At 62.3% G+C, this 21,603-nt stretch carries 28 protein-coding genes; 11 read left to right on the plus strand and 17 right to left on the minus strand.

From position 1 onward, the window contains the following. Positions 1–6: 6 nt before the first annotated feature. The 3 genes from IF803_RS03475 to IF803_RS03485 form a co-directional block, all read right to left on the minus strand. Positions 7–255, minus strand: coding sequence for a hypothetical protein (locus IF803_RS03475; RefSeq protein ID WP_035632019.1), 249 nt, complete (start codon positions 253–255; stop codon positions 7–9). Positions 256–384: 129 nt separating this feature from the next. Further along, the gene (locus tag IF803_RS03480; protein ID WP_018271493.1) at positions 385–642 is read right to left on the minus strand and encodes a PilZ domain-containing protein; all 258 of its coding nucleotides are present in this window, start codon (positions 640–642) and stop codon (positions 385–387) included. Positions 643–727: 85 nt separating this feature from the next. Beyond that, complete coding sequence (locus IF803_RS03485) at positions 728–937, minus strand: hypothetical protein (RefSeq protein ID WP_461191269.1); 210 nt, start codon at positions 935–937, stop codon at positions 728–730. A gap of 241 nt (positions 938–1,178) precedes the next feature. Here IF803_RS03485 and IF803_RS03490 point away from each other — a divergent pair, with 241 nt between their 5' ends. The 8 genes from IF803_RS03490 (at position 1,179) to IF803_RS03525 (ending at position 7,666) form a co-directional block, all read left to right on the plus strand. Further along, on the plus strand, positions 1,179–1,820 hold the full coding sequence (locus IF803_RS03490; RefSeq protein WP_411781072.1) for a methyltransferase domain-containing protein: 642 nt from the start codon (positions 1,179–1,181) through the stop codon (positions 1,818–1,820). A gap of 446 nt (positions 1,821–2,266) precedes the next feature. Beyond that, positions 2,267–3,610 carry a molecular chaperone gene (locus tag IF803_RS03495; RefSeq protein ID WP_461191270.1) on the plus strand — a complete coding sequence of 448 codons (1,344 nt, stop codon included), beginning with the start codon at positions 2,267–2,269 and terminating at the stop codon, positions 3,608–3,610. A gap of 80 nt (positions 3,611–3,690) precedes the next feature. Continuing rightward, complete coding sequence (locus tag IF803_RS03500) at positions 3,691–4,137, plus strand: hypothetical protein (RefSeq protein WP_461191271.1); 447 nt, start codon at positions 3,691–3,693, stop codon at positions 4,135–4,137. Next, positions 4,134–4,577, plus strand: coding sequence for a hypothetical protein (locus tag IF803_RS03505; RefSeq protein WP_461191272.1), 444 nt, complete (start codon positions 4,134–4,136; stop codon positions 4,575–4,577). Before IF803_RS03500 ends, IF803_RS03505 begins: the two co-directional genes overlap by 4 nt. Positions 4,578–4,928: 351 nt before the next feature. Beyond that, positions 4,929–5,192: a hypothetical protein gene (locus tag IF803_RS03510; RefSeq protein ID WP_304495895.1), complete on the plus strand. Its 264-nt coding sequence runs from the start codon at positions 4,929–4,931 to the stop codon at positions 5,190–5,192. 1,132 nt (positions 5,193–6,324) lie between these two features. Then, complete coding sequence (locus IF803_RS03515) at positions 6,325–6,777, plus strand: Hsp20 family protein (RefSeq protein WP_304495893.1); 453 nt, start codon at positions 6,325–6,327, stop codon at positions 6,775–6,777. A gap of 398 nt (positions 6,778–7,175) precedes the next feature. Next, positions 7,176–7,490 carry a hypothetical protein gene (locus IF803_RS03520; protein WP_461191273.1) on the plus strand — a complete coding sequence of 105 codons (315 nt, stop codon included), beginning with the start codon at positions 7,176–7,178 and terminating at the stop codon, positions 7,488–7,490. Beyond that, a complete protein-coding gene (locus IF803_RS03525; RefSeq protein WP_461191274.1) occupies positions 7,487–7,666 on the plus strand; it encodes a hypothetical protein in 180 nt (59 codons plus the stop codon). Before IF803_RS03520 ends, IF803_RS03525 begins: the two co-directional genes overlap by 4 nt. Before the next feature lie 635 nt (positions 7,667–8,301). Here IF803_RS03525 and IF803_RS03530 read toward each other — a convergent pair. Then, the gene (locus tag IF803_RS03530; protein ID WP_304495890.1) at positions 8,302–8,532 is read right to left on the minus strand and encodes a DUF3606 domain-containing protein; all 231 of its coding nucleotides are present in this window, start codon (positions 8,530–8,532) and stop codon (positions 8,302–8,304) included. 122 nt (positions 8,533–8,654) lie between these two features. On the opposite strand from IF803_RS03530, the gene ligD reads away from it, so the two are divergent. After that, positions 8,655–9,578, plus strand: a complete 924-nt coding sequence (gene ligD, locus IF803_RS03535; RefSeq protein WP_461191275.1) for a non-homologous end-joining DNA ligase — start codon at positions 8,655–8,657, stop codon at positions 9,576–9,578. A gap of 207 nt (positions 9,579–9,785) precedes the next feature. On the opposite strand, the gene IF803_RS03540 is transcribed toward ligD, so the two are convergent. The 4 genes from IF803_RS03540 to IF803_RS03555 are packed head-to-tail and all read right to left on the minus strand — an operon-like array spanning position 9,786 to position 12,121. After that, positions 9,786–10,163, minus strand: a complete 378-nt coding sequence (locus tag IF803_RS03540; RefSeq protein WP_038380920.1) for a DUF1515 family protein — start codon at positions 10,161–10,163, stop codon at positions 9,786–9,788. After that, the gene (locus tag IF803_RS03545) at positions 10,160–10,486 is read right to left on the minus strand and encodes a hypothetical protein (RefSeq protein ID WP_461191276.1); all 327 of its coding nucleotides are present in this window, start codon (positions 10,484–10,486) and stop codon (positions 10,160–10,162) included. The genes IF803_RS03540 and IF803_RS03545 overlap by 4 nt, the downstream gene beginning before the upstream one ends. After that, complete coding sequence (locus tag IF803_RS03550; protein WP_461191277.1) at positions 10,473–10,874, minus strand: hypothetical protein; 402 nt, start codon at positions 10,872–10,874, stop codon at positions 10,473–10,475. The genes IF803_RS03545 and IF803_RS03550 overlap by 14 nt, the downstream gene beginning before the upstream one ends. Beyond that, positions 10,871–12,121, minus strand: coding sequence for a peptidoglycan-binding protein (locus IF803_RS03555; RefSeq protein ID WP_461191278.1), 1,251 nt, complete (start codon positions 12,119–12,121; stop codon positions 10,871–10,873). The genes IF803_RS03550 and IF803_RS03555 overlap by 4 nt, the downstream gene beginning before the upstream one ends. Before the next feature lie 180 nt (positions 12,122–12,301). On the opposite strand from IF803_RS03555, the gene IF803_RS03560 reads away from it, so the two are divergent. Together IF803_RS03560 and IF803_RS03565 are read left to right on the plus strand one after the other, a co-directional pair. Further along, complete coding sequence (locus IF803_RS03560; RefSeq protein ID WP_038381057.1) at positions 12,302–12,550, plus strand: DUF6894 family protein; 249 nt, start codon at positions 12,302–12,304, stop codon at positions 12,548–12,550. 143 nt (positions 12,551–12,693) lie between these two features. Continuing rightward, positions 12,694–13,068: a PRC-barrel domain-containing protein gene (locus IF803_RS03565; RefSeq protein WP_038381056.1), complete on the plus strand. Its 375-nt coding sequence runs from the start codon at positions 12,694–12,696 to the stop codon at positions 13,066–13,068. A 70-nt stretch (positions 13,069–13,138) separates the two neighbouring features. Here the strand turns inward: IF803_RS03565 and IF803_RS03570 are convergent, their stop codons facing one another. From IF803_RS03570 to IF803_RS03610, 9 genes are all read right to left on the minus strand, one after another. Then, on the minus strand, positions 13,139–13,432 hold the full coding sequence (locus IF803_RS03570) for a hypothetical protein (protein ID WP_461191279.1): 294 nt from the start codon (positions 13,430–13,432) through the stop codon (positions 13,139–13,141). Positions 13,433–13,506: 74 nt separating this feature from the next. Continuing rightward, positions 13,507–15,363, minus strand: a complete 1,857-nt coding sequence (locus IF803_RS03575) for a hypothetical protein (RefSeq protein WP_461191280.1) — start codon at positions 15,361–15,363, stop codon at positions 13,507–13,509. A 49-nt stretch (positions 15,364–15,412) separates the two neighbouring features. Further along, positions 15,413–15,781, minus strand: a complete 369-nt coding sequence (locus IF803_RS03580) for a hypothetical protein (protein WP_461191281.1) — start codon at positions 15,779–15,781, stop codon at positions 15,413–15,415. Next, positions 15,778–16,344 carry a hypothetical protein gene (locus tag IF803_RS03585; RefSeq protein WP_461191282.1) on the minus strand — a complete coding sequence of 189 codons (567 nt, stop codon included), beginning with the start codon at positions 16,342–16,344 and terminating at the stop codon, positions 15,778–15,780. The genes IF803_RS03580 and IF803_RS03585 overlap by 4 nt, the downstream gene beginning before the upstream one ends. Next, a complete protein-coding gene (locus tag IF803_RS03590) occupies positions 16,341–16,745 on the minus strand; it encodes a hypothetical protein (protein ID WP_461191283.1) in 405 nt (134 codons plus the stop codon). Before IF803_RS03590 ends, IF803_RS03585 begins: the two co-directional genes overlap by 4 nt. Continuing rightward, positions 16,742–17,182 (minus strand): hypothetical protein, encoded by a 441-nt coding sequence (locus IF803_RS03595; protein ID WP_461191284.1) that lies wholly within the window; start codon positions 17,180–17,182, stop codon positions 16,742–16,744. Before IF803_RS03595 ends, IF803_RS03590 begins: the two co-directional genes overlap by 4 nt. Continuing rightward, the gene (locus IF803_RS03600; RefSeq protein WP_461191285.1) at positions 17,183–17,620 is read right to left on the minus strand and encodes a hypothetical protein; all 438 of its coding nucleotides are present in this window, start codon (positions 17,618–17,620) and stop codon (positions 17,183–17,185) included. 7 nt (positions 17,621–17,627) lie between these two features. Beyond that, on the minus strand, positions 17,628–21,134 hold the full coding sequence (locus IF803_RS03605) for a host specificity factor TipJ family phage tail protein (protein ID WP_461191286.1): 3,507 nt from the start codon (positions 21,132–21,134) through the stop codon (positions 17,628–17,630). Beyond that, positions 21,119–21,553, minus strand: a complete 435-nt coding sequence (locus IF803_RS03610) for a hypothetical protein (protein WP_461191287.1) — start codon at positions 21,551–21,553, stop codon at positions 21,119–21,121. Before IF803_RS03610 ends, IF803_RS03605 begins: the two co-directional genes overlap by 16 nt. Positions 21,554–21,603: the final 50 nt, after the last annotated feature.

A 21,603-nucleotide genomic window follows, 5' to 3' on the forward strand; every position in this document is an offset into this window, starting at 1 on the left:
AACCGCTCACCGTCCGCGGCCGGACATCCCGCCATCGACGCTGATGCCGCCGCCGAGCTTCACGCAGGTGTCGGCGCCCTCGACCTTGACGAAGCCCGGTCCGTACGACGCGCAAGGATTGCTCCGCGTCGCGGATTTCGACGGCAAGGTTTTGCCGGCGTCAGCGGGCGTCTGGAAACTGCGGCGGTCGCCCTGCTGGGCGAACGCAGCGGCGGGAAGCAGGACGGCGATGATGGCGAAGCAGGTCTTGCGCATTCGCCCTTTTATCCTGCACCACCGGATGAGGCTAGCTCATGATGCGATCGGGCAGAATTGCGGCATGAGCTTGCTTCTTTCTTGAGCATGATCTGCTCGGAAACCGGATCCACTTTTTCGGATCAATCTCTACCGCACGAACTTGACGCCGAACGTCCTGCCCTCGCGCCACACCACTTCGCAGGCGCGCCCGGTGCGGGCGTCGCGCGAGAACGCCAGCCGCAGCTTGGCCGGCAGCGTGTTGTTGTCCTGGACCGTGATCTTGGCGCCCGACGAAGACATGTCCTCGACCACGCAGGGCCGCGCGGCGAATCCGCCGTCGAGCGTGATCCAGCCGGATTGCCGCAGCGATTTGCGCGTTTCGCGCTTCCTGGTCCCTGGAGCCATCACATCATCCCGGGCCCAGCCGTATCGCCGTTGGCTTTACAAAGGGTTGCGAAAGAGAGGCGGATTGCAGCGATCTCGGGATTGTTCACACCTGCCAGCGCGGCACGGCGCCGTCGCAAATCTGGATTTCGAAGTCGGTTCGGACTCCGCAAGTGACATCCTGGCTGACTTGGCTGATCTGCTGCATGGCTTGATACCAAGCGGAGCGCGGCTGCCTGGCTGTGGCCAAGTGCTGCGGTGACGTCGTTGCCGTAAATGCCGCCAGCGTTCGCGCGATAGTCACATCGTCGCTCATCAAGGACGCAGTCTTGGCAACGAACTCAATTGATGAAGCGACCTTGGCCCTCTCCGTTTGGTGGCGAGTCCGCGCGGCTTGGGCCACAGCAAATCTCGAATAGCTAAGCGCCGCACTTGATCGGATTGATCGTGGTGCGTATGCTGTTTTCTTTTGAAGGGAGCGGGCGTCTCTTTTCCGTTTGCTGGGGCTCAGTTCGATATTTGCAATACGGTAGTGTGCCACCTTCAAAGGAAAAACAATGGACGGTCTCTCGCCAACCACCATTCGGCAACTTTACGAACACGCTCTTGATGCGCCTGGTCCAAAGACGTGGTGGATCACGCGCCTCGCGATGTACAAAGCGCTCCATCGCGCTCTATCGGAATATGACGGAAACGAAAAAACTTGCCTGTCGATATCCGGATCGAAGGGACTCGGTGTTGAGCTGGGGCTGACCAAAACGAAATACACGGAGGTCAGCTATCCTGATGCCAACTTCATAGATTTGCCATTCGAGAGCGGCACTTTTGACTTCTGTGTCTCGGACCAGGTTCTCGAACACGTCGAGGGAGATCCCCAAAAAGCATTCTCTGAATCAATCAGAGTTGTGAAGCCCGGCGGCTACGTCTGTCACACGACCTGTTTCGTCAATGGCATTCACGCGGCGCCGAAGGACTTTTGGCGCTTCACTCCGGAATCGCTAAGGCTGTTATCTGACAAGGCGAACGCCGAGTCGATCGCTTGTGGGGGGTGGGGCAACCGCGAGGTGATCAACTTGATGGCATCCCCGCTTCGGATGAAACCCATCCCGGACGATCCTGCCAATCCAATTTACCAATTGGCATTACGAAATGAGCCGAGCTGGCCCATCGTCGTGTGGATTATTTCCAGACGAAATTGATCCAGCGATTCTCACAGTCGCGCAGCAGCCCGAAAAGTCTGGCCTGACGTCGTGCTCCGAGCAGCGCCAATCGCAATCGTAAGCCCCAATCAAGAAGCAGCTTGCGGCAATTGCCGGCCTCTGACGGCAGAGGAGACAAGCGCCGCCAGTTTACCAAGACCGTTCCGGCCCCAGGTGCGGCGATCGCCGCGCTTGGGGGTCACTTCCCAAAGGTGCCGATAGAACTGTCGTCGCGAGATCGACTGGCTGATGCGCCGAAAATGTCAATCTCGGCGCTTAAACGTCTGATTTTGTGGAGTCTTCACTTTGGCCGTGATGGCGCTCCCTAGCGGCGCGAGAGAGCTATCCGGTGATGCTGTTGATATCTCGGGATTATTCGTAATTTATTGACTTCCGGCCGTCACTCCTCCGATGCTGGCGTGCAACAAAACGTCCAACAGGGTCCGATGCCGGAGCGTCTTACCAAGCGAAACGGGTACTGGCATTTCGTCCGTCGGGTGCCGCCCGAATTCGCCGCGGTCGATCCGCGCGGGATCGTCAAGCAGTCGACGAAAATCCGCATTGCAGACGATCGGTCGGGCATCCGCGCCGGCCGGGTCGCTGACCAGCTCAATATCGATCTGGAGGCGTCCTGGAGAGCGGCCGCGGGCCAGGAAAGCCGGGAGGCTATCGTCGCCCTTGAGGAGGCCCGGCAGCGGGCACAAGCCTTGCAGTTGACCTACAGGCCGGTTGACGACGTCGCCAAGGAAACCCTTGCCGAGATCCTCCGCCGGATTGACGCACTCGCAGTGGGCGATCGGCGGCATGACCCCGCCACGACGGCGGCGACCCTCGGCGGAGTCGACCTGCCGGAAATCATGCTATCCGGCCTATGCGACGAATTCGAGATCGCCAAAAAAACGACGATCGCCAGGATGTCACCTGGCCAGTTCAAGAAATGGAAGAACGGCAAGAAACGCGCGATCGAGCTGCTGATTACCGTCGTCGGCGACAAGGCCATCACGCGGCTGACGCGCGACGACGCGCTGAAATATACCGACCACTGGACCGAGCGGGTTGTCGACGGCGAAGTCCTGGCCGCGACTGCCAATCGCAACCTGACGCACATCACTGGCATGTTGTCGGCCGTCTCCAAGCGGCACCGGCTCAATCTGGATCGCGTGTTCGCTGGCGCCAGGCTCGAGGGTGAGGCGTCGCGGCCTCGGCCACCTTTTTCGCCATGGTGGATCGTCAACCGCCTCCTGGCGGCCGGCGCCCTTGAGACCATGAACGACGAGGAACGCGCCGTGGTCATGGTGATGATCAACACGGGCGCTCGGCCGAGCGAGATCATCAATCTGCGCCGCAAGCACATTGTGCTCGACGCGCCGATTCCGTTCATCCGTGTGCGGCCGGACGATCGCGTCCTTAAGACGGCATTCTCCGATCGCGATATTCCGCTGGTCGGGATCTCACTCGAGGCTATGCGGCAGTTTCCCGATGGCTTCCCGCACTACCGCGACAAGGGCGACACGCTCTCGGCTGCGGTGAACGCCTATTTCTCCGACCACGGCCTGCGCGAGACCGAGGCCCACACGCTCTATTCGCTGCGGCACGGCTTCAAGGATCGGCTGCGCAGCGTCGAGACGCCCGACGAGCTGAAGGACGAGCTGATGGGCCACGACACCAAGAAGCCCAAATACGGCGATGGGCACGGGCTCGATTTGAAACGCAAATACATCGAACTGATCGCGCTGGCGCCTGGAATGCAGGTTCCGGCGCCGCTGCATCTGGTGGCGGCAACAGCTTGACCAATGGCTAGTCGCGCGCCTGGCAGGGCTCCCAAGTCGTAGCGGCTTCTCCCGCGCGGGATTCGGCGCGATCATACGCAATGGCCCCCAAACACCACCCTACCCCTCTCTCCGGCGGCGACCGCAAGGCACTGACCAAGGGGCTGGCACGCGCCCGGGCTGTGACGACGATCCTCGCCACGCGGTCGGCCGAGAAGCGCGCCGCCGGCGAGGCGCTGATCCGCGAGGCCGACGAGCTGCTCTGCCAGAGCTGGAACGAGAAGATGTGGGCCGACGGCGGCCCGGCCGACCCGTCGCCCTCGATCGACCAGGCCATCAACGCCGGCTATCCGTGGCTCGAGATCCGGTGCAGCCGGTGCAAGACGCCGCGCGCGGTCGACCTGGCCGCCCTGCGACATGTGACTACAACCCACGTGCATGACCTGACCGGCCGCCTGCGCTGTGTGAAGTGCAGCACGGCGGGCAAGCGGCCGGCCGCGGAGCTGCTGCAGCTGTGGCAGCGCTGTCCGATCGGGGATACGCCGTGACCGAGCTGATGCGGCGGCGCGACAAGGAAGCCGCCCGGGAGAAATGGAACGTCTTCCATGGCGACGTCCGCGTCGGGTCGATCGGGCTGCGCGCCGGCGTGCCGAACCACGCCGACCAATGGGAATGGAAATGCGGCTTCTATCCCGGCTGCGCTCGGTCGACCCGCGGCCCCGCCGCGACGTTCGACGACGCACGCGCGGGGTTCGAGGCTGCATGGGGCGAGTTGCTGCCGACCCTGACAGAGGCGGACTTCCAGGCCTGGCGCGATCATCGCGACTGGATCGCGCGCAAGCAGGCCATGTGGGACCGCGGCGGAAAGCTGCCTTCTCAACAGCCGTCGTCGCTGATGCGCTGTCCCTGCGGCGCGACGTTTGATAGCCACCGTCCGGCCGAAAGCCAGATTCACACCCCTCACATCTACGCTGCGCAAAGGCGCTGAATTCGACGATGAAGATGAAGGAAGACCGCCGCTGCGCGGGCGCGGAGAAGCCGCGCCAGGATGATCCCAAGAGACGCGCCTAAAGGGGGCGAATTCGGACATCCTTTAGGAACGCTGACCCGGCTCGGTTGTTCAGAGGCATTATGGCGCCTCCCGTCACCGTTCATTTCACCTGTATCGGCTGCGGCATCGTCTATTCAGCGATCCAGGAACGCAGCGCAACCGAGACCAATACGTCCGGGACGTTCGCATGCCGGCAATGCGGAAAGCTTGTTCATCACTGGGCCGGGCTCTACGACTATAACGAATGGAGAATCGCCTCCGTACTGCCCAAGCAACCCAAGATGAGAAATGAAATACGTGGGTGATCGCCCCTACTCCGACCCCGAGAAAGCCGCACGCAGGATCATGGAGCACGCCCGAGCGTTCGAGCCGGTGCAGGACGGCAGGATCTACATCGAGAAGATCAACTACCCAATGATCTATCAGGACAAGGCGACGCCAGCTGAATACTGGGCCGGCTTGCAGTACGCCAAGGATCAGGGCTGGCTCGAGTACCACGAGAGCGGGACGTTCGTGAGGATGCTGCAGCCGGGCAAAGAACTGCTTCCCTGATGCCAGCGTCTACCGGACGAGGATCAGTCGGCCGCTTAGGCATGCACGGCAACCCTATTGGACCTTTAGTTGCTTGCCGCGATGACCAACTAACATCATGATGGGCGCGGGCGGCGCCTCTCTCGCAGCGTCGCACAAGGCCCCAGCACCGGCCTCTAGGCCCCCAGGGTGCTGGGGCCGCTTTTTGCGATCGTCCGAGAGCCAAGGACACCGGAACTTTTCTCCTTTTCGGGATTTTTGCTGTTTTTGGGGCAGAAATCGTCAGCGTTGGAGAGAGGAGCCATGAAGCGACGACGCCGGGTCAAACAGGTTTTCCCACTTGAAGAGCGCCTTTCCAGAGAAGCCCAAGAGCTTCGCCGACGGGCGAAGAAACTTCCCCCCGGTCGAGAGCGTGAGATATTGTTGAGGAAGGCGCGGGAGGAAGAGATTACCGCGCATTTGACGGAATGGCTGATGTCAGCCGGCCCACGGGTCCCCATCTAGGAGGGGTTACCATGCAGGCGAACTACCATCACCTCGACGGCATTGAGATCGCCTTTGTCTCCGGGGCGGCGGCGTCATTTGTGGCGCTCGTCGCCCTTTTGGTTTGGCCGCTGATGTGAGCAGGCAATGATGTCAGCGACCGAAAACGGCCCCAGCGCGGTCAAGCGCGCCGAGGCCGAGTTGCCATGATTACCTTCACGCCAAAACTTGCACTCGGCCGGTTAGTTCCTATTTTTTGGCGTCCTGCTGGCGCAAACGGCCGAGCTTCGACGAAGCAATCGATCGCACTGTTCGCCTGACAAGAAGCGGCCCCAGCGACCGTGGAAGCTGGGGCCAGTGTGTCTGGGCGTTTCAGTGCCGGTAGCGGTACGGCACCGAACCGGGCGATCAATGCCAGCGTAACCGCTTCGTTCCTACGCAGTCCGCTGAAAAAATACCGCCGTCCTGAGCAGTGGAAAGGCCGATATCCGTTGTATAATTTTTTTCTTGGATGTTCTTGACACCGCCAAATCGCGTTCTAATTCCATTTGCGCGCGGGTCATCCGTTAAGGAGGGCCGGCGCCCTGGACGCCCAATCGGGTCCAGGCAAACGGGCACCGGTCGTGTCCGGTGCTTCTCATACCCATCTTGCTCTTTGGAGGATTTGGCTATGCGCACATACGACTTCTCTCCCCTGTTCCGGTCGACAATTGGATTCGATCGCCTCTTCGACCTGGCCGAAACGGCCCAGCGAGCCACCGAAGACAACTACCCGCCCTACAATATCGAACGACTTTCGGATGACCGCTACCAGATCGCGCTCGCGGTCGCCGGCTTCGCGCCGGACGAGATCTCCGTTACCGCCGAGCAGAACGTCCTGACGATCGAAGGCAACAAGGTCGAAAAAGCTGACCGGGATTACCTCTATCAAGGCATCTCGACTCGCCGATTCAGACGGCAATTTAGCCTGGCCGACCATGTTCTGGTGAAGGATGCCGCGTTTGACAACGGTCTACTCAAGATCGAGCTGGCGCGCGAAATTCCGGAAGCCATGAAGCCGCGGCGGATCGCGATCAACTCGCAGCCGAGCCGGCCGCGACAGCTTGAGTCCGCTGCAGCCTGACAGCCGCGAAGCCGCGTCCGGATCTGCCGCACGCGGCTTCAATCATTCATTCTCGTCTTTGAACGGAGGCAAACATGCGGCCGACGACCGCGAACGTGATTTCCTTGTATGTTTCTGACCGCAAAGAGGCGCGGTTTAGTCATCCCCGAGATGTCCTGGCTGATCTGTCCCTGACCACGGAAGAAAAACGCGCTCTCTTGGCGTCATGGGCGTCTGACGCTGCCGCGGTTCCGTGCCGTCCCGGCTTACGGGCACCACGGGATCTACGATCACCGGTCAGGCTCGAGGCTATTCTCGACGCCCTATGCCGTCTCGACAGCGATCCTCATCATCCGCCGGGAGGTAGACCCCGTCGTCTTCGCTCAACCGCGCGTCCGCTCGCCGCTTAGGAGGGTGACATGAACGACATCAACCTTCCGAAACACATTGTGGACAGGATCGAAGCCCGCTGGGGCGCCCGGCAGTTCTCGACAAAAGAAAAGCGCGAGGTCATCGACCGCCAGCTCGAACAGCTTCGGGCGCATCGCAACAACATCCAGCGGTATCGATGGCTACTCAGCACACAGCTGAGCGACCTTGAGCGCAACTTCATCGAACGACGTCTGTCCGAGGAATCGTCGGCGATGGAAAATCTGGCCGCTGACATTCCCCCTCTCGTCCATGAACGGCCACCACCTGGCACTGCCGGTCGATCGGAAGGTGCCCTACCATGAGCACGACACAATTTCTGATACGTGGAAGCCAGAAGGTAATCAGTCACTATCTGTTTTTGTTGGACACAGCCGAATCGGAACAGGACCGGGAGACGTTCGCGAAAAGGATCGAAGAAGAGAAGCGCAACCTGGAACGGCTGCAGGCTGATCTCGCTCGGTTAGCCCAAGCGGCCTGATCAGTTACCGTTCAAGGCAACGTGGGCGGCAAGGCTTAGACGGCATGAGAACGCCAATATCGGTGAAGGACCTGGAGTTGATCGCGCTGCGCGAAATTCGCTGTTTTCCCGGCGGTGAATATGTGTGCCATGTGGAAGTTATTCCATCGAACGCTGACTGGAGACTTCATGCGACGGTCAGGGACGGCGCCGATCTCAACCGAATCCAGCACGCCGCGGGAGCCACGACGTTTAGATTGAAGCATCGGTATCAACTAAGAACCGATTGGTGACGACTTCAACTGCGAGGGGCAGCAAAGGCCCCCTCACTCCAGTCTGAAGAAAGCGGCCCCAGCATCCGGATCATGCTGGGGCCAAGCCAAATCGCCGAGCCGCTGTCCACCGAGAAGCAGCGGTCGTTGTTCTAGGGCTGAAACAACACGAAATGAGAATCGCGCGCCCTGTTACCAGATCATCCCAACAACGTCCGGTCCCGGAAATAACTCGTGTGAATCTCGGAGAGACAAATTGCCGCTTTTTCCTGTCCAAAGCGACTGTCCCAATGAAAATGAACGCGACTGTGCCCCGGGTCTTCGGGGGCAAGAGCCGGGGCACGTTCCACTCGTCCATGCCGCTCTGCCGTGGGCGGCACACTGCTAACGACGCTGCGAAGGTGTCGTTCCTAATGACTTTTTCATCGCCGACCCGAGCCGCCGCTCAACCCGCTTCCGGCTGGTGCCGACCTTCTTGACGGCCTTCTGCACCGATGCGGCCGACTTGCCGGTCTTCTTCGCTTCATAGCTCACCTCGTAGTCCTGACCGCCGGCGACGCGCGCCCGGTCCTGCTTGCGACCGCGCGCGGTCTGCTTCTTCACCTTCTTTGCCATCGCGGCCTCCCTGTTGATGTTGGCCAACTCTGGTTATGATCGACCGCTCCATTTGCGGAGCTGTCGCGGAACGATTGCGATTGCGCCAGTTTGAATCAGCTCTTTGTTTGTGGAGTGGCGTTGTGGCGTTTCAGCGTAGGAAGCCCGAGGCGATCGGGACCAAGGCGATCTTTCCCGGCTTCATCACGCCGGCCCTGGCATCGCCGATCGATAAAGTCCCGCGCGGCACACGCTGGATTCACGAGATCAAGTTCGACGGCTATCGGATTCAAACCCACATCGCCCATGACGAGGTGAAGATCTACACCCGGCGCGGCAACGACTGGACCAGGCGCTTCAAGAAGGTTGCCGACGACGCCTGGCACATTTCCGCATCGTCAGCCATCATCGACGGCGAGATCGTCGTTCCCTCGGCAGACGGCACGACCGACTTCTCCGTGCTGCAGAACGAGCTGCGGGGCAAGTCGACCAGGATCGTGATGGTGGCCTTCGACCTGTTGTACCTCAATGGTCGTGATCTCCGGAAGCTGCCGCTGGTCGAGCGCAAGGCAGTGCTCAAAAAGCTGATCGCCGGCACCGCTATCCAGTTCAGCGAAAGCTTCGAGGTCGACGGCCCCAAGATGTTCACCCACGCCTGCAAGCTCGGGTACGAGGGCGTGGTGTCGAAGGTGGCAAACAGTGTCTATCCGACCGGTACCCGCAGCCGGGACTGGGTCAAGAAAACATGCGCCCAGCGCGAGACCCTGACCATCGCGGGCTTTGCGCTCGACGGCAATGACTGGGACGGCATCTATGTCGGCCGACGCAAGGGCGACGAGCTGATCTACGCCGGCAAGGTCGACCACGGCTTTGACAAGGCGTCGGCCGCCGATCTCCGCAAACGCCTGACGCCGCTGATCCGAAAGACGCAGCCCTACACCAAGCGCATCGCACACAAGGCGATCTGGGTTGAGCCGAAGGTGCTGGCCGAGATCGAGTACCGCGCAAAATCCGCCGAGGGCAAGGTGCGGCACCCATTCTTTCGTGGCGTGCGAGAAGATCTATGAGCAAGCCTCGCTGCATCTTGTGCGACGATACAAGATGGGTGTGTGAGAACCATCAGGACCAGCCCTGGACCGGTCCGCACGCGTGCACTTGCGGCGGCGCCGGCGCGCCCTGTCCCGCCTGCAATAAGGCTGATGACGGACGGATCCCTCGCCTTCCTAAAGGTTTCGATCAAGACCCAGATTAGGAGGAGCGATCGCGCATGAACATCAGTGCTTGATGTGAATGTCGACGAAGTTGTTCACGACCCAGACGACGCCGCCGGTCAAACCGACCGCGGCCCAATAGAGCCAGCGGCTGACGTTTCTGACGCCATCCGCCTGGACGCGAACGTTCTGGACGGCCTGGACGGTCGGCTTCATCTCGGCGATGTCCTTGGTCGCCGTCGAGATCTGCGCGCCCATCGTCGTGACGTCGGCCCGCAGCGCCTCAACCTTTTGATGCAGATCCTTCCGGCCCTCCGAGGCCTTCTCTTCCATCCGCTGCCAGGTCTGCAGCAGCGTCGAGACGGTCGACTCGAGCCCGCCGATCTTGGCGGCCATTTGAAGCAAGGCAGCATTTACGCTGGCTGTTTCGTCGCCGCTCATTTCGCCTTCTTTCGCTTGAACAGGCCGAACCGAGACGCCGGCTTTTCCGCCGGCGCCGAGCTGTCGCAGGCGACGGCCTCAACGCGGCCGATGCCCTCGCGGACGTCCTGGTATTGGCAGACGGCGCGACGCAGGCAGGCATTGACCTTTGCCAGCGCCGCGCGGTCGGTTTTCCAGAGCCGCTCGATCTCGCCGGCGTCGAGATCGCGATCCGGCGTATCGACCGGCGCGCGCTCGCAGGCCGCGACGTCCGCCGGCATCGGCGGAATGTTCGGCGCGTCCGGAGGCGGAGGCTGCAGCTTGTCGACGCTACCTGACGCCACGCACCCGGCGAGACATGTCGCGAGTAAAACACTTGTTAGGATTAGCCGGCGTTGCATCGATTGCCCCCTGGTTAGAACTGAGTTGAGCCTCGGCCGCGGCGGCGCGCTTGGCGTCGCGCTGCTGCAGGGCGTTGGCGAAAACGAGCTGGCGATCCCTCTCGGCCAGGCGCGCCTGCAATTGCGCATTCTGCTCGGCGACCTGCGCCGCCTCGCATTTGGCCTCGGCCGAGCCAAAGCCGGCATTGTAGAGATGCGCGCCTCCGACGATCGCAGCGCTGCCGGCGACGACAGCCAGGCAGCCGGCGAACAGCGCGCCGGCGGCAAAGGGCGAGAGGTTCACGCCGGCGAGGCCCGCCAGGCGCACGAGGATTGCGACGATCCAGCTCATGCGTGTTTCCCCGCGCGGTAGTCAGCCAGGCGGCGCTGCTCGAGCTGGCTAGCCACGAACCAGACCAGGACGCCGGCGCCGGCGACGACGACCAGGGCGGCGACGCCGATCGCGATCGCCTGGATCGCGCCGGGCGTCAGGCCTAGGCCGCCGACCGCATCCTTTGCGGCCGAGACCTGCGTCGCCCGATCGGTCACCCAGGCGAGCATTCCGCCGCTACCCAGCCCGGTCGCGCCGCCGAAGATCTTGCCGGCCCAACGCTTGGCCTGGTCGGTCAGCGCAATAGTCTGCGAGCCCTCGTCGCGGAGATCCTCCACGGTCGCGCTCGCCCGCATCTCGGCGACCGGCCGCGGCGCCTGCGGCTTGCCGAGCTCGGCGATCAGCTCGTCGTCGATCGCCGGCGTCAGCGGCAAGCCGCGCGCGTTGCGATAGGCCAGGATCATCCCCTCGGTCCGGCCCTGCGGCGACTGCTCGCCGTCGACCTGGCCGACGTCGTAATAGCCGAGCTCGCGCAGCCGGCCCTGGACATACGCGACGGCGTCCGGATCGACCGGCGCCGGCGTCGTCGCGAGCTTGGCGTGCTCATGCGGATGCGACGTTGCGAGGCCGCGCTCGAATAGCGCTGCCTCGTCGTCACGCCGGATGCGCAGCCCCTTGCTGTCAGGCCAGAGCCGTTTCATCGACCGGATCAGGCCAGGGATCTTGGCGAGCTCGCCGCTGCCGATCGCGGCCTTGATCTGGCGCATCTCCGACCAGCGAGAGCCCGGCTTATTGAAGCCGCCGGCGTCGCGGTTGAAGGCGATCGAGAGGATGACGCCGAGGCAATCCGGCGAGAGCTCGTCGAGGCCCGGCAACAGCCGCCGGCAGATCGCCAGATAGCGCGGAATGTCATGGATCGAGAACACCTCGAGCGCGACGTCCCACGAGATATCGACGACGCCGCGCAGCTTGCGCGCCAGCTTTTCAGCGGCCTGCCCCGTAACGCCGCAGCACTTCGCCAGCGCCTTCAACATCGCATCCGGGATCTTGCCCGACCAATCCGCCAGGAACTGCTGCCGCGTCGTCTGGCCGACGTCATAGCCACAGCCGATCGTCACGCCGGACTGTTCGCCGGGCCAGGTCGGCCAGCGCAGATGCTTTGAATACCAGGCCTCGCCGGTAACCTCGGCGCTGACGATCAAGTCAAACGCCGCACGGGAGATCCCGTGCAAATCGATAGCGCTCGCAGAAATGGCTGCGTTGGTCATCGTGTTAGTCCCTTTGTGGAATGAAGAAGCGTGGCGGCCAGTCGACAATTGACTAGTCACTCGGGAGAGTTCCTAGTTCTCAGATACGCAGCGCGTAAGTTCCCTTGATAAAACAGCTTGTTAGGAACCTATTTCGGGCAATCGCTTTGAAGTCTCGAAATAACAGTCGAGTGGCATCCAATGCCTCGATATTACTTCGACCTCAAAGACGAACGCGGCATCGCCATTGATGAAGAAGGCCAGGATCTCAGAGATTTGGGAGCGGCGCAGAACGAGGCCGCGCGATCGCTGGGCGGCATGGCCCGAGATGCATTGGCCTCAACCACCGGCAGCAATGCTGAGCATATGGAGATCTCGGTCCGCGACGACGACGGCCCCGTGATGGTCGTTCGCTTTTACTTTCAGGTTGACAGTCAAAGGCGGAGCTAAAGCCAGCGCGTGTGCGCGCACGGACGCACCCTGCCCGCAATAAATCCCTTGGTCGCGCCGTGAAATGTTCTCCGTGTCAGGAACGCCCCGGCTAGTAGTCGAGTTGAATCAACTAAACTCACTTGCAAAGGGAAGCGAAAGCCATGGCACGCGCAACAGCCCATCCGGATCATCATTGCATCTCAAGCGAGGACATTCAGGGTACCGAGGTTTACGGAGCAGATGGAAAGAACATCGGTGAGATCGATCACCTCATCATCGACAAGATGTCAGGTCGCGTCGCTTACGCCGTCATGAGCTTTGGCGGGTTTGTCGGCTTGGGCCACAGCCATTATCCCATTCCATGGGCCGCTCTGAAATTTGATACCTCGCTCAATGGTTTTCGAACCAACATCACCGAGCAACAGCTGAGGGATGCGCCTGAATTCAGCGACGACTCCTGGCAGGATCGAGACTGGGAAACGCGCACGCACCAGTACTACGGGACGCCCACCTACTGGGAAGCGCGAGGCCTATAACGCCAGGCAGCATCAAAAGATGACATGAGTTAGCGCTGCTCGAATATCCGCTCTAACGGTAAACTAGGCGTCAGACCAAGGCGTTAGCACGGATGAGCAGTTGGTCGACTTGTCCGTCGGAGAGGCCGACGACCGCGATCATGTGCTGCACCAGAGGATCTGCGCGCCGGATTTCGGTCGCGAGATCCCATTCCTCCTGGACGTTCGCGTCAGCCGCGATCGCGGCCTTGACCGCGGCCCATGTGCCAAGCTCGTCAAAGGCCCGTTTCAGGCCGAGCTTGGTGCAGGCCGAGGGCACCGCCGCCGGCGGATTGAGGAACGCAATCACCGCCGGGTCATCGTCGGCGACCAGCTCGGTCACCATCGGCGCGGGCTGCTCGCAGGCGAACCATCCAACGATGGCGCCATCGCTGTTTCGCTGTACAAATCCCATCTGCTTCATCCCTCCAACGGATCGAACCAACCGCGCGTAAAGCAGCGGTAAGACGTGCCCGCATTGGATGATCGCGCGGCGATCTGCGCTGATGTATCGGTCCAAATGCGCAAGTCGTTTGCGTTGCCGGAAGTGGCGGTTGATGCTTCCAAACCGTTCCCGCCGACCGAATAGCTAGGCGCGTTGTCGGTAAGGCCGGTTTCGTGCGTCCACCAGACGGTGTTCTGCGTCGCGTTCCACGCAATGATGTTCACCAGAGCTTGCACCCTAATGCCAGTCGGACAACTGGCGAGCGCAAAGGTCTGCAACGTCGTTCCGATCGTCGCGCTTATATCCAGCGCTGAACCGGGCCAGAAAAATTCCCTGCCCCGCTGCAAAAGCGCCGAGAAATTGACACCGCTATTGAACCACACGACGCCAATGCGACGGAACAACGTATATCCGGCAGGCATCGTCGGCGCGGTTGCGTTCTTCGACATGAGCACCTCGACGGTCGAAGTCGTCGGATTCTTTATCACGAAGACATGGTAGAAGCCGTTCGCAAGCGCTCCGGTATCGAGGCAACCGTTATTGTTGCCAGCCGCCCATGCCGAACTTGATTTGGTCAGCGTCGCACTGAGGACGATCATGTCACCCGCGTTTCGATCGCAAGCGATACCGGCACTGACGCTGAACGTCGACACAGCGCCCGGCGACGTGATCTTCAATCCGGACAGATGGCCGAGCATCAGACCAGGGATGCCGAGGTTGACGATCGCAGCAGGCTTATTGGTCAAGTCGGACAGGTTAGCGGTCGATGACAAGTCGCCGGCGCCGGGCTGACCAACCCGGTTGAAATTCCAATCGTTGAACGTGCCGGCGCCGGCAAACTTATCTCTGAACATGAGCAGAGCGCCGGTCGACGGATCGTAAGTGCAGACACCCTCTTGCCAGTTGCCAATGTTGGCGTTGGACGAAGCACGAAGGCGAACGCCGTTCTGGTATGACAGATCCGTCTGCGTCGTAAACCCGATGCTGCCGGCGCCGATCGTGATCGAGCTCGTGCTGGTGCCCTCGGCCGCGCTCTGACCGATCAACCGCCATTTACCCGCCGCAACATCGGTCGCGAACGTTCCCGATACGTGAGCGACGAGGCACTGATAGATGTTCTTATTGATTGGATGCACCACGACGCTCGCCGGAGGGCCAGCAACGTAGTTTTGCCCCGTCGCCCATGTCGCCGTTTGCAGCCACGGCAGCGGCCCCGGTGGGCCGGTATCTCCCTTGCTGGCGAGCAGCGCCCAATAGGTCGGATCAGGCGGCGCATGACCGGAGCTCGAGGCCGCGTTGATCCAGACGTAGGAAGATCCGCCGATCGTGGCGACGTCCATCAGGTTGTAGGCTTTGGCGTTGTCGTAAGGCGCGGGGATGCCGAGACCCCGGTAAATCCCGAGGTAGGACCACGCGCCGGCGGCGTGAACCCACATTTTCCCGGTCGATGGCTGCAGCGCGAATTGGCCGTCAGAGCCGAGCGAGGGATCAGGCGCAGCGAGCGCCGCGTCGACGAACCAGAAAAAGCCAGACGTGTTCAACGCCGCGACGAGCGCCGAAACATCGGCCATAGCTTGCGCGCCGGCGATGCGCTGCGGCGACATTTTCCAGACGACATAAGCGACGCCGGCCTGCGCGCCGCCGCCCCACGGCGGAATGACGAGATGCGTCGGGTCGGTAACATCGGCGATGATCGTCTGAAAATTGCCGATCTGCAGGACGTCGCCAGGCCGAACGTTCGTGCCCGACCAGATCGTCGCTGAACCGGAAACAATCGTACCGCCGGACGCGACGGAAACCGTCCCGGTTGAATAGCTGGCAAGTGCCGTCATCTCGAGAAACCCCTCGAATGCAGTTTGTTTGGTTGGTTGAGTGTTGAGCCTACGGCAGCAGCGCGAGCCGCTGGTCCTCGTAATGCGCGGGAACGTTGTTATCCGCGAGGATCTTGGTCAGCTCCTCCAAGGTCTGCGCATTGCGCACAGCCACGACGAGGCCCCTGCGCCTGTTTTCCTTCACCATGAGATCGTCAGGCTTAGCGAGGATCACAGCCGCGAGCTCCTGCGCCGTCTTGCCCTCGATCCGCGCCGCCTCTTCAAATTCTGCGGTCGGCGCGGCACCGCCCTGGACTGATAGCGCCAGCATATGCTTGCGCGAATGCGCGACGTCGTGACCGTCGACCATCAGGAACGTATTGATCCGGCGCTCTGCGCGTTTCTTCTCCTGGACCAGCGGCGAGATGCTGATTTTCATTGCGCGACAACCTCGAAAGCGCCGACCTTGTACGGCTGCGGAGCAACGATGGTTACGCGGAACGTGCCGGCCTGGTCGCTCGCGAACTCGACGTTTCCATCGGTCACGTCCGCCTGATGCACCAGCCTGTTCTCAAACCACACATAGACCGTGAATGCTTCCGGCTGGACCGTCAAATGCAGCGCATCGACGCCGTCCGCCTTGACCGGCCGGATCTCGCCACTGACGACAACCTCCGGCTTAGGTCGGATCTCCGGCGGATCAGTCGACAGGTCGACATAAGCCTCTGTGATATCGACAGGCCCGTCATAGAGAATGTGATCGATGCCGGCCTCCGTGAACGACTTGGCGATTTCGTCCATCGGCCGCGCCGCGTCGAGAATGACCTGCGTTATGAATCCGGTCTCGTCGTGCCGGATGAGCGTCTTGGTCTTATTGACCGCCTCCGGCTCCTCGACCGTGACCGTCACGGCCTCCGGACTGACCGCGACCGCCTGCCCGCCGACGGTCTCCGGCGTATAGCCAGGCACGGCCCATGCCGCGTCGAGTGTTACCCCGGTCATCCCGCGATCCTCCTGAACAGCGAGAAATAGAGCCGCCCCTGCTGGTTGCCGAACTTGAACCGAAACACGATGGCCGAGGTCGTCACGGCCGCGTAGATCCAGAAATCAGTGCCGCCGCCGCGGTAGGCTTCGCACTGCAGATATTGCGTGCCAGGGTTTAGAAGAATGCTCGGATCGCAATAACCCAGCATGAACGGCGGCGCGTCGAGCGTCTCTCCGAAATTCAATTGAGCGGTGCTGTCGTTGATGCTGTCCAGCGTGCCGCTCAAATAGAACTGGTGACCGGACCAGCGGGAATCGAAAACCGTCTGGTCCAGGTTGGCGAGGGCCGCATCCACGCCCGGCTTGCTGACCACCAGCCTGGCGCTCGGTCCGCCCTGCATAAAAACCCGCTGCGTCACCCGAGGCTCCGATTGAAGATCATGTAATCGACATAAATGCCGTAGGACTCGGACAGCGAGTTGTTGAAAATCATCTGGTTGTTTTGGATGCGAAAGCCGTTCGAGATCTCATAAAACACCGTGCCCCCTATGGTCATGTCCCGCGGCACCGCCATGTCCAGGCGGTAGGGATACGACACCACTCCGGAGTCGATGTAGGTCCGGAACGCGACGAACGGATTCTGCGGCAGCGTCGCCGGATACGGTACCGCAACATCGCCGCTCAGCGCCGGCAGGAAGATGCTGCCCGACATGATGACCTGCTCGTTCTTGACGTCCGATTTCAGCAGGAACTGCGCTGCAGCAGTCGCCGTAACGACGTCGACGCCGGGCACGGAAAGCCAGGCGCCATATTGCCCGAGGCTCGGATGCAGGCCCATCAAGAAGCGGCGAGCCACTTACCAGACCTTCCAGGCGATATAGAACAGGTTGAACGCCAACCCATGCAGCCGAGAGTATCGGGCGAACACCAGGCCGGAGTCATCCGGAGTAAAGCCATCCCTCGCGCACAACACGGCGAAGGGCGATCGCTGAATAGCGGTTGAGCTGTTGGCGTCCCGCATGACGAGCGTCTGCCCGTATCCCGCAACCCCTGACGTGATGCTATAGGGGACAATGTCCACAGCTGGCGGCGTGGGGTAGCTGCCGGAGTAAAACACTTTCGCGCCGCTCAGAAACGTGTAAGCCGGAATGAGGCCGACCTCGAGCGGCCTGCCCTGGTTCAGCCGACTGTCCAGCGACAGGTATTTGTAGTCGACGGCCGGCGGAAACTGCGCGTCAAATCCCGACTTCGACACTGTGACGCGAGAGGCATCGACATAGATCCGGACCGCCATTGTCCGGTCACTCCGAAATAATCAGCGTGCCGGCCGTCAGGTTGATAACCATCTTACCGTCCGAGCTCTGGATGACGCCGGCCGTCAGCGTGCCAACATTGGCCGTGATCGCGCTCAATACGCCGATGTTCATCATGCGCGCCGTAACCGTGCCGTCCAGATACATGTTGCCGGTAAAGCCAATCGACGCGACGCCGTTGATCGTGCCGATCGTCCAGACCGGCACCGCCGCGCCACCGTTCACGCCCGGCAGCTGCACCTGGAATTTATCGGCAACGAACGTAATTGCGGACGTGCCGGCGCCGCCATTCACCAGCTGAATGCCTGTCACATAGCCGTTGACGGTCAGTCTCAGCGACCAGGCCGCTGCGGCGTAACCGTCCAGCGTCGCGATCGCGGTCGAATGCTCGTCGATCGACGCATTGACGTCGCCAAACTCGGCCGTGACAGTCGTCTCGAGATCCGCGACGGCCTGCTGCGCGTCGACGGCTACGGTCTGGACAGTGGCGATCTGCGCGAAGGCGGCGCCGACGCGGGCTGACATTTCCGAGCGCAGAGACTTTTTGTCGAGCCAGTTGCGCGCGTCCTGGTTGGCGGCGATCGACGAGATCAGCTGCAGGGCGGCATTGATCTCGTCGTTATTCTGGTCGGTGACCTCCGCGACCTGCTTTTTCAGGGCCGCATTGAACGACTCGAGCGTGACCATTCCCGGCGACAGCTTGACGGTCGGCGCCTCGAGGTCGACCGTCGAATAGGCCCCGCGCATGGTCGCGTTGACCGCCTGGACGCGCAGCCGGACCGCGGCCAGGCTAACGACCGTATCGAACTGGTTTTCGGCCGCCTCATAGACCTGCGTCCAATTCTTGCCCTCGTCATAGGAGACGCCGGCGACGTAGTAGATCGCGCCCGCGGTCGGAAACCAGCTCGCGAACAGCCGCGGCTCGGCCGTGCCCTGGCTGATGTAGGCATTGAGGCCGAACACCAGCGGGACCTTGTCGTTTGACGGATATTGCGCGCTCGGCAGCACCGGCGGATTGCCGAGATCCGTCGCATGAACCCGCTCGTCATCAACCACCATGTTGAGCGTGAACTGGTCGCCGCTCGGCGAGCCGTCCAGGACTACGCACAGCCGCGACTGGCTTACACCCGTGCCGAGATCGAATGACGGATCGTCCGCGCCATCCGCGCGCGCCAGGACGGCCGGCAGCGTGGTTGCCTGCGCGGCCTCGGCGGCTGCCAGGCTGGCGGCATCGAGAACGGCATGCCCATCGTCGACGCCGCGGCTGCACAGCACCGGCCCAAAGAATTTCCCGTTGGGTTTCCGCAAACGGATATAGAACGGCCCGCGATCCCAGACCGGCGCCGGCTTGAGCGTCAGCGTCGCGCCGGCGACGCCGACGACCGCGCCGGCGTAACCATAGTTTTCCGGCAGGTCGGATTGCACCCTGACGACAGATCCGCGCGTGATCGCCCTGCCCTCATATTCCGAACCGAGCGCGACATTCTCGCGCCGATAGATCGACTGCAGGTAATAGAACGCGCATTCGCGAAACGCCTGGTCCCGGTTGACGACGCCGTCGACGCGCTTGGTCTCAGCATTGACTGACGTGAACGCGTCGCTGTCCGGCGGATATTGCACCTGCGCCGGCCGCCATGTGCTTTCGTCGACATATTCGACCACGACGGCGTCAGGATCTTCCTCGCCGAGCATGGTGAAACTGACCTGCATCGAATCCCGCACGATCTCGCGATCGGTCAGGAGCATGGTCGGCACGTCGCGCCACTCGTCGCGGACGATCGACACGGTATCGCCGAGCCAGAAATGCTGCGCGCGAGACGGCGCGAGGATCTTGTTCAGCGCATCAGGCACGGCGACGGCCGTCGTAAACCGATAATCGAACGTGTCGCCGCGCGCATCGCAGCCGGCCGCATGAGCCACGACGGCATTAAAGTCGACCTTGGCGATCGACAGTCCAGATCCATATTGCCCGCTCGTCACCGCGTCCAGAAACGCCCATGCCGGGTTGCGGGTTGCCTGCGTGAAAAACGCCGCGCCGGTCCAAACCGGGACCTTGCGCGTGCCGAGCACGCCGAACTTGTAGGAGCCCTGCGTCGACTGTGAGGCCTTCAACCGGATCGCGATCGTCGAGACGTCGGCGAACGAATTGTTTCCTTTCAGGAACGAGCGCAGGCCTGCCCAGAGCACCGAGTTACTGCCGGCCGTCCCGGCGAGCTCGGCGTCCTCGCGGCGAAACCGGACAAGATACCGACCAGGCGCGACGTCGACCTTGACGCTGTCGCGAACCGGCGCCTGCGAGGCGTACTGCCGCACGATCGAAAACAGCGTGACGAAAGGTCCGGTCCGCGCGCCGGCGTTGTCGCACGTCGCATATTCCGCCGTCAGGCCGACATTGGAATAGCCGATAGATCCATCTTTGCCGTTCACCGTGTAGCAGCCGGCGGCAAAGACGAAATCGACGGCCAGGGATTGCGCCAGCGTCCCCGCCGGGTTGGCGGCGAACGGCCCGATCCAGTCACCAGGCGACCGCGCCGAGGCGCCGAAACCGTTGCCGTTCGCGTCGAATTGGCCGCCTGACGTGCCGGTTCCCGATGGCAGCTGTTGACCGCTGACCTCGGCCGACTGGTCGACGTTGGTCGGAAACAGCGTCACCGGGTTGCCAGGCTCATAGAACGCGATCTGCGCGTCGCTGAATGCCGCCGCAATCCCGTTGGTCGCGTCCCAGAACACGGTATCGTCGATATAGACGGCCTCGTATTGCATGCTGCCCATGGTCGGCGACAGCAGGACGTTGAGGTATTGATCGTTGGCAACGAACTCGCCCCAGGGCGTCGCCGCGAAATCCGGATAGTCCTTTACGCGGCCATACCAGACCGGCAAGGGCTGGCCGAGCTTGGCGACATTGCCCTGCGCCGCGACCGAGTAAATCTGGTCCTGCGTAGCTGTCGGCGTATTGGTCGCGCCGGCCTTTGGTGCCACCAGGGCGTTGACCAGCAGTGAGCCGCCGATGCCGATCGCGGCCGTCGTCGCGAGCGCGCCAAACGTGCCGGCGCCGAACAGTGCGGGACCGGCCCAGATCGCGAAGGCCGAGACCGCGACCAGCGCGACCAGGCCGATCACCTGCTTGACCGCATTGCCGCCGCCCTGGCCGCCGCCGAGCGGATAGGACATGAAGCGGACCGCGTCGGCCGGCCCGATGCGGCGCGATCGCCAATCCCTGCGCAGCACGGCCGCGCCGTTGATCTCGAGCACGGTCGGCAGGCCTTTCTTGAACTGCCAGCCGAAAGCCCGATCGCGCGTTGCCCAGCCTGTCCGCCGCAGGAAGGCCGTGACGGTCTCCCTCGGCCGCGGCTCGGCGCGAGCGACCTCGAGGCCAGGCATCACCAGATGCAGCACCGGCTGACGCGCGGCGTCGCTGCGGCGCTCGCGACGAGCTCGAGGACGCTCCGGCGAGCGCGCTGGCGGCTTGGGCAATCGTTTCACAGATCCGTGCATGTCACCGGCTCGAAGAACATAAGGCTTTTCCAACCCACCTGGCGCAGCGCCAGGACGGTCTCGCAGGCGACGCCTGCCTTGCCGTCACAATGGATCACCCGGCCCTCCTGGCGCAGCCAGACGCCGATATGCGCGGGAAACCGCGCATGGGCCATCAGGACCAGCGCGCCGTCAGCGGCCGCCACCAGGCCGCCAGGGCCGTCCAGCACCTGGCGCCAGCGCGCGCGCTCCGGATGGCCGGCAATCTCCTCGAGCACCCAGCGCCGGCTGAAATCGGCCGGCACCGCGATTTGTGGCAGCTCGCGACCGAACAGCTCGCGCTGCACATGACAGGCGAAATCCCAGCAGTTGCGGGACTGCCAGGCCCACGGCTCGCCGATCAGCGGCGAGAGCAGTGCCGCACGCTCGGCCCCCGTCATCTTGTCCTCATTGCTTGTTGTCGCTATTTTTGCAGGCGAAACCGGCTCAG

Source organism: Bradyrhizobium sp. UFLA06-06 (genome assembly GCF_054820065.1).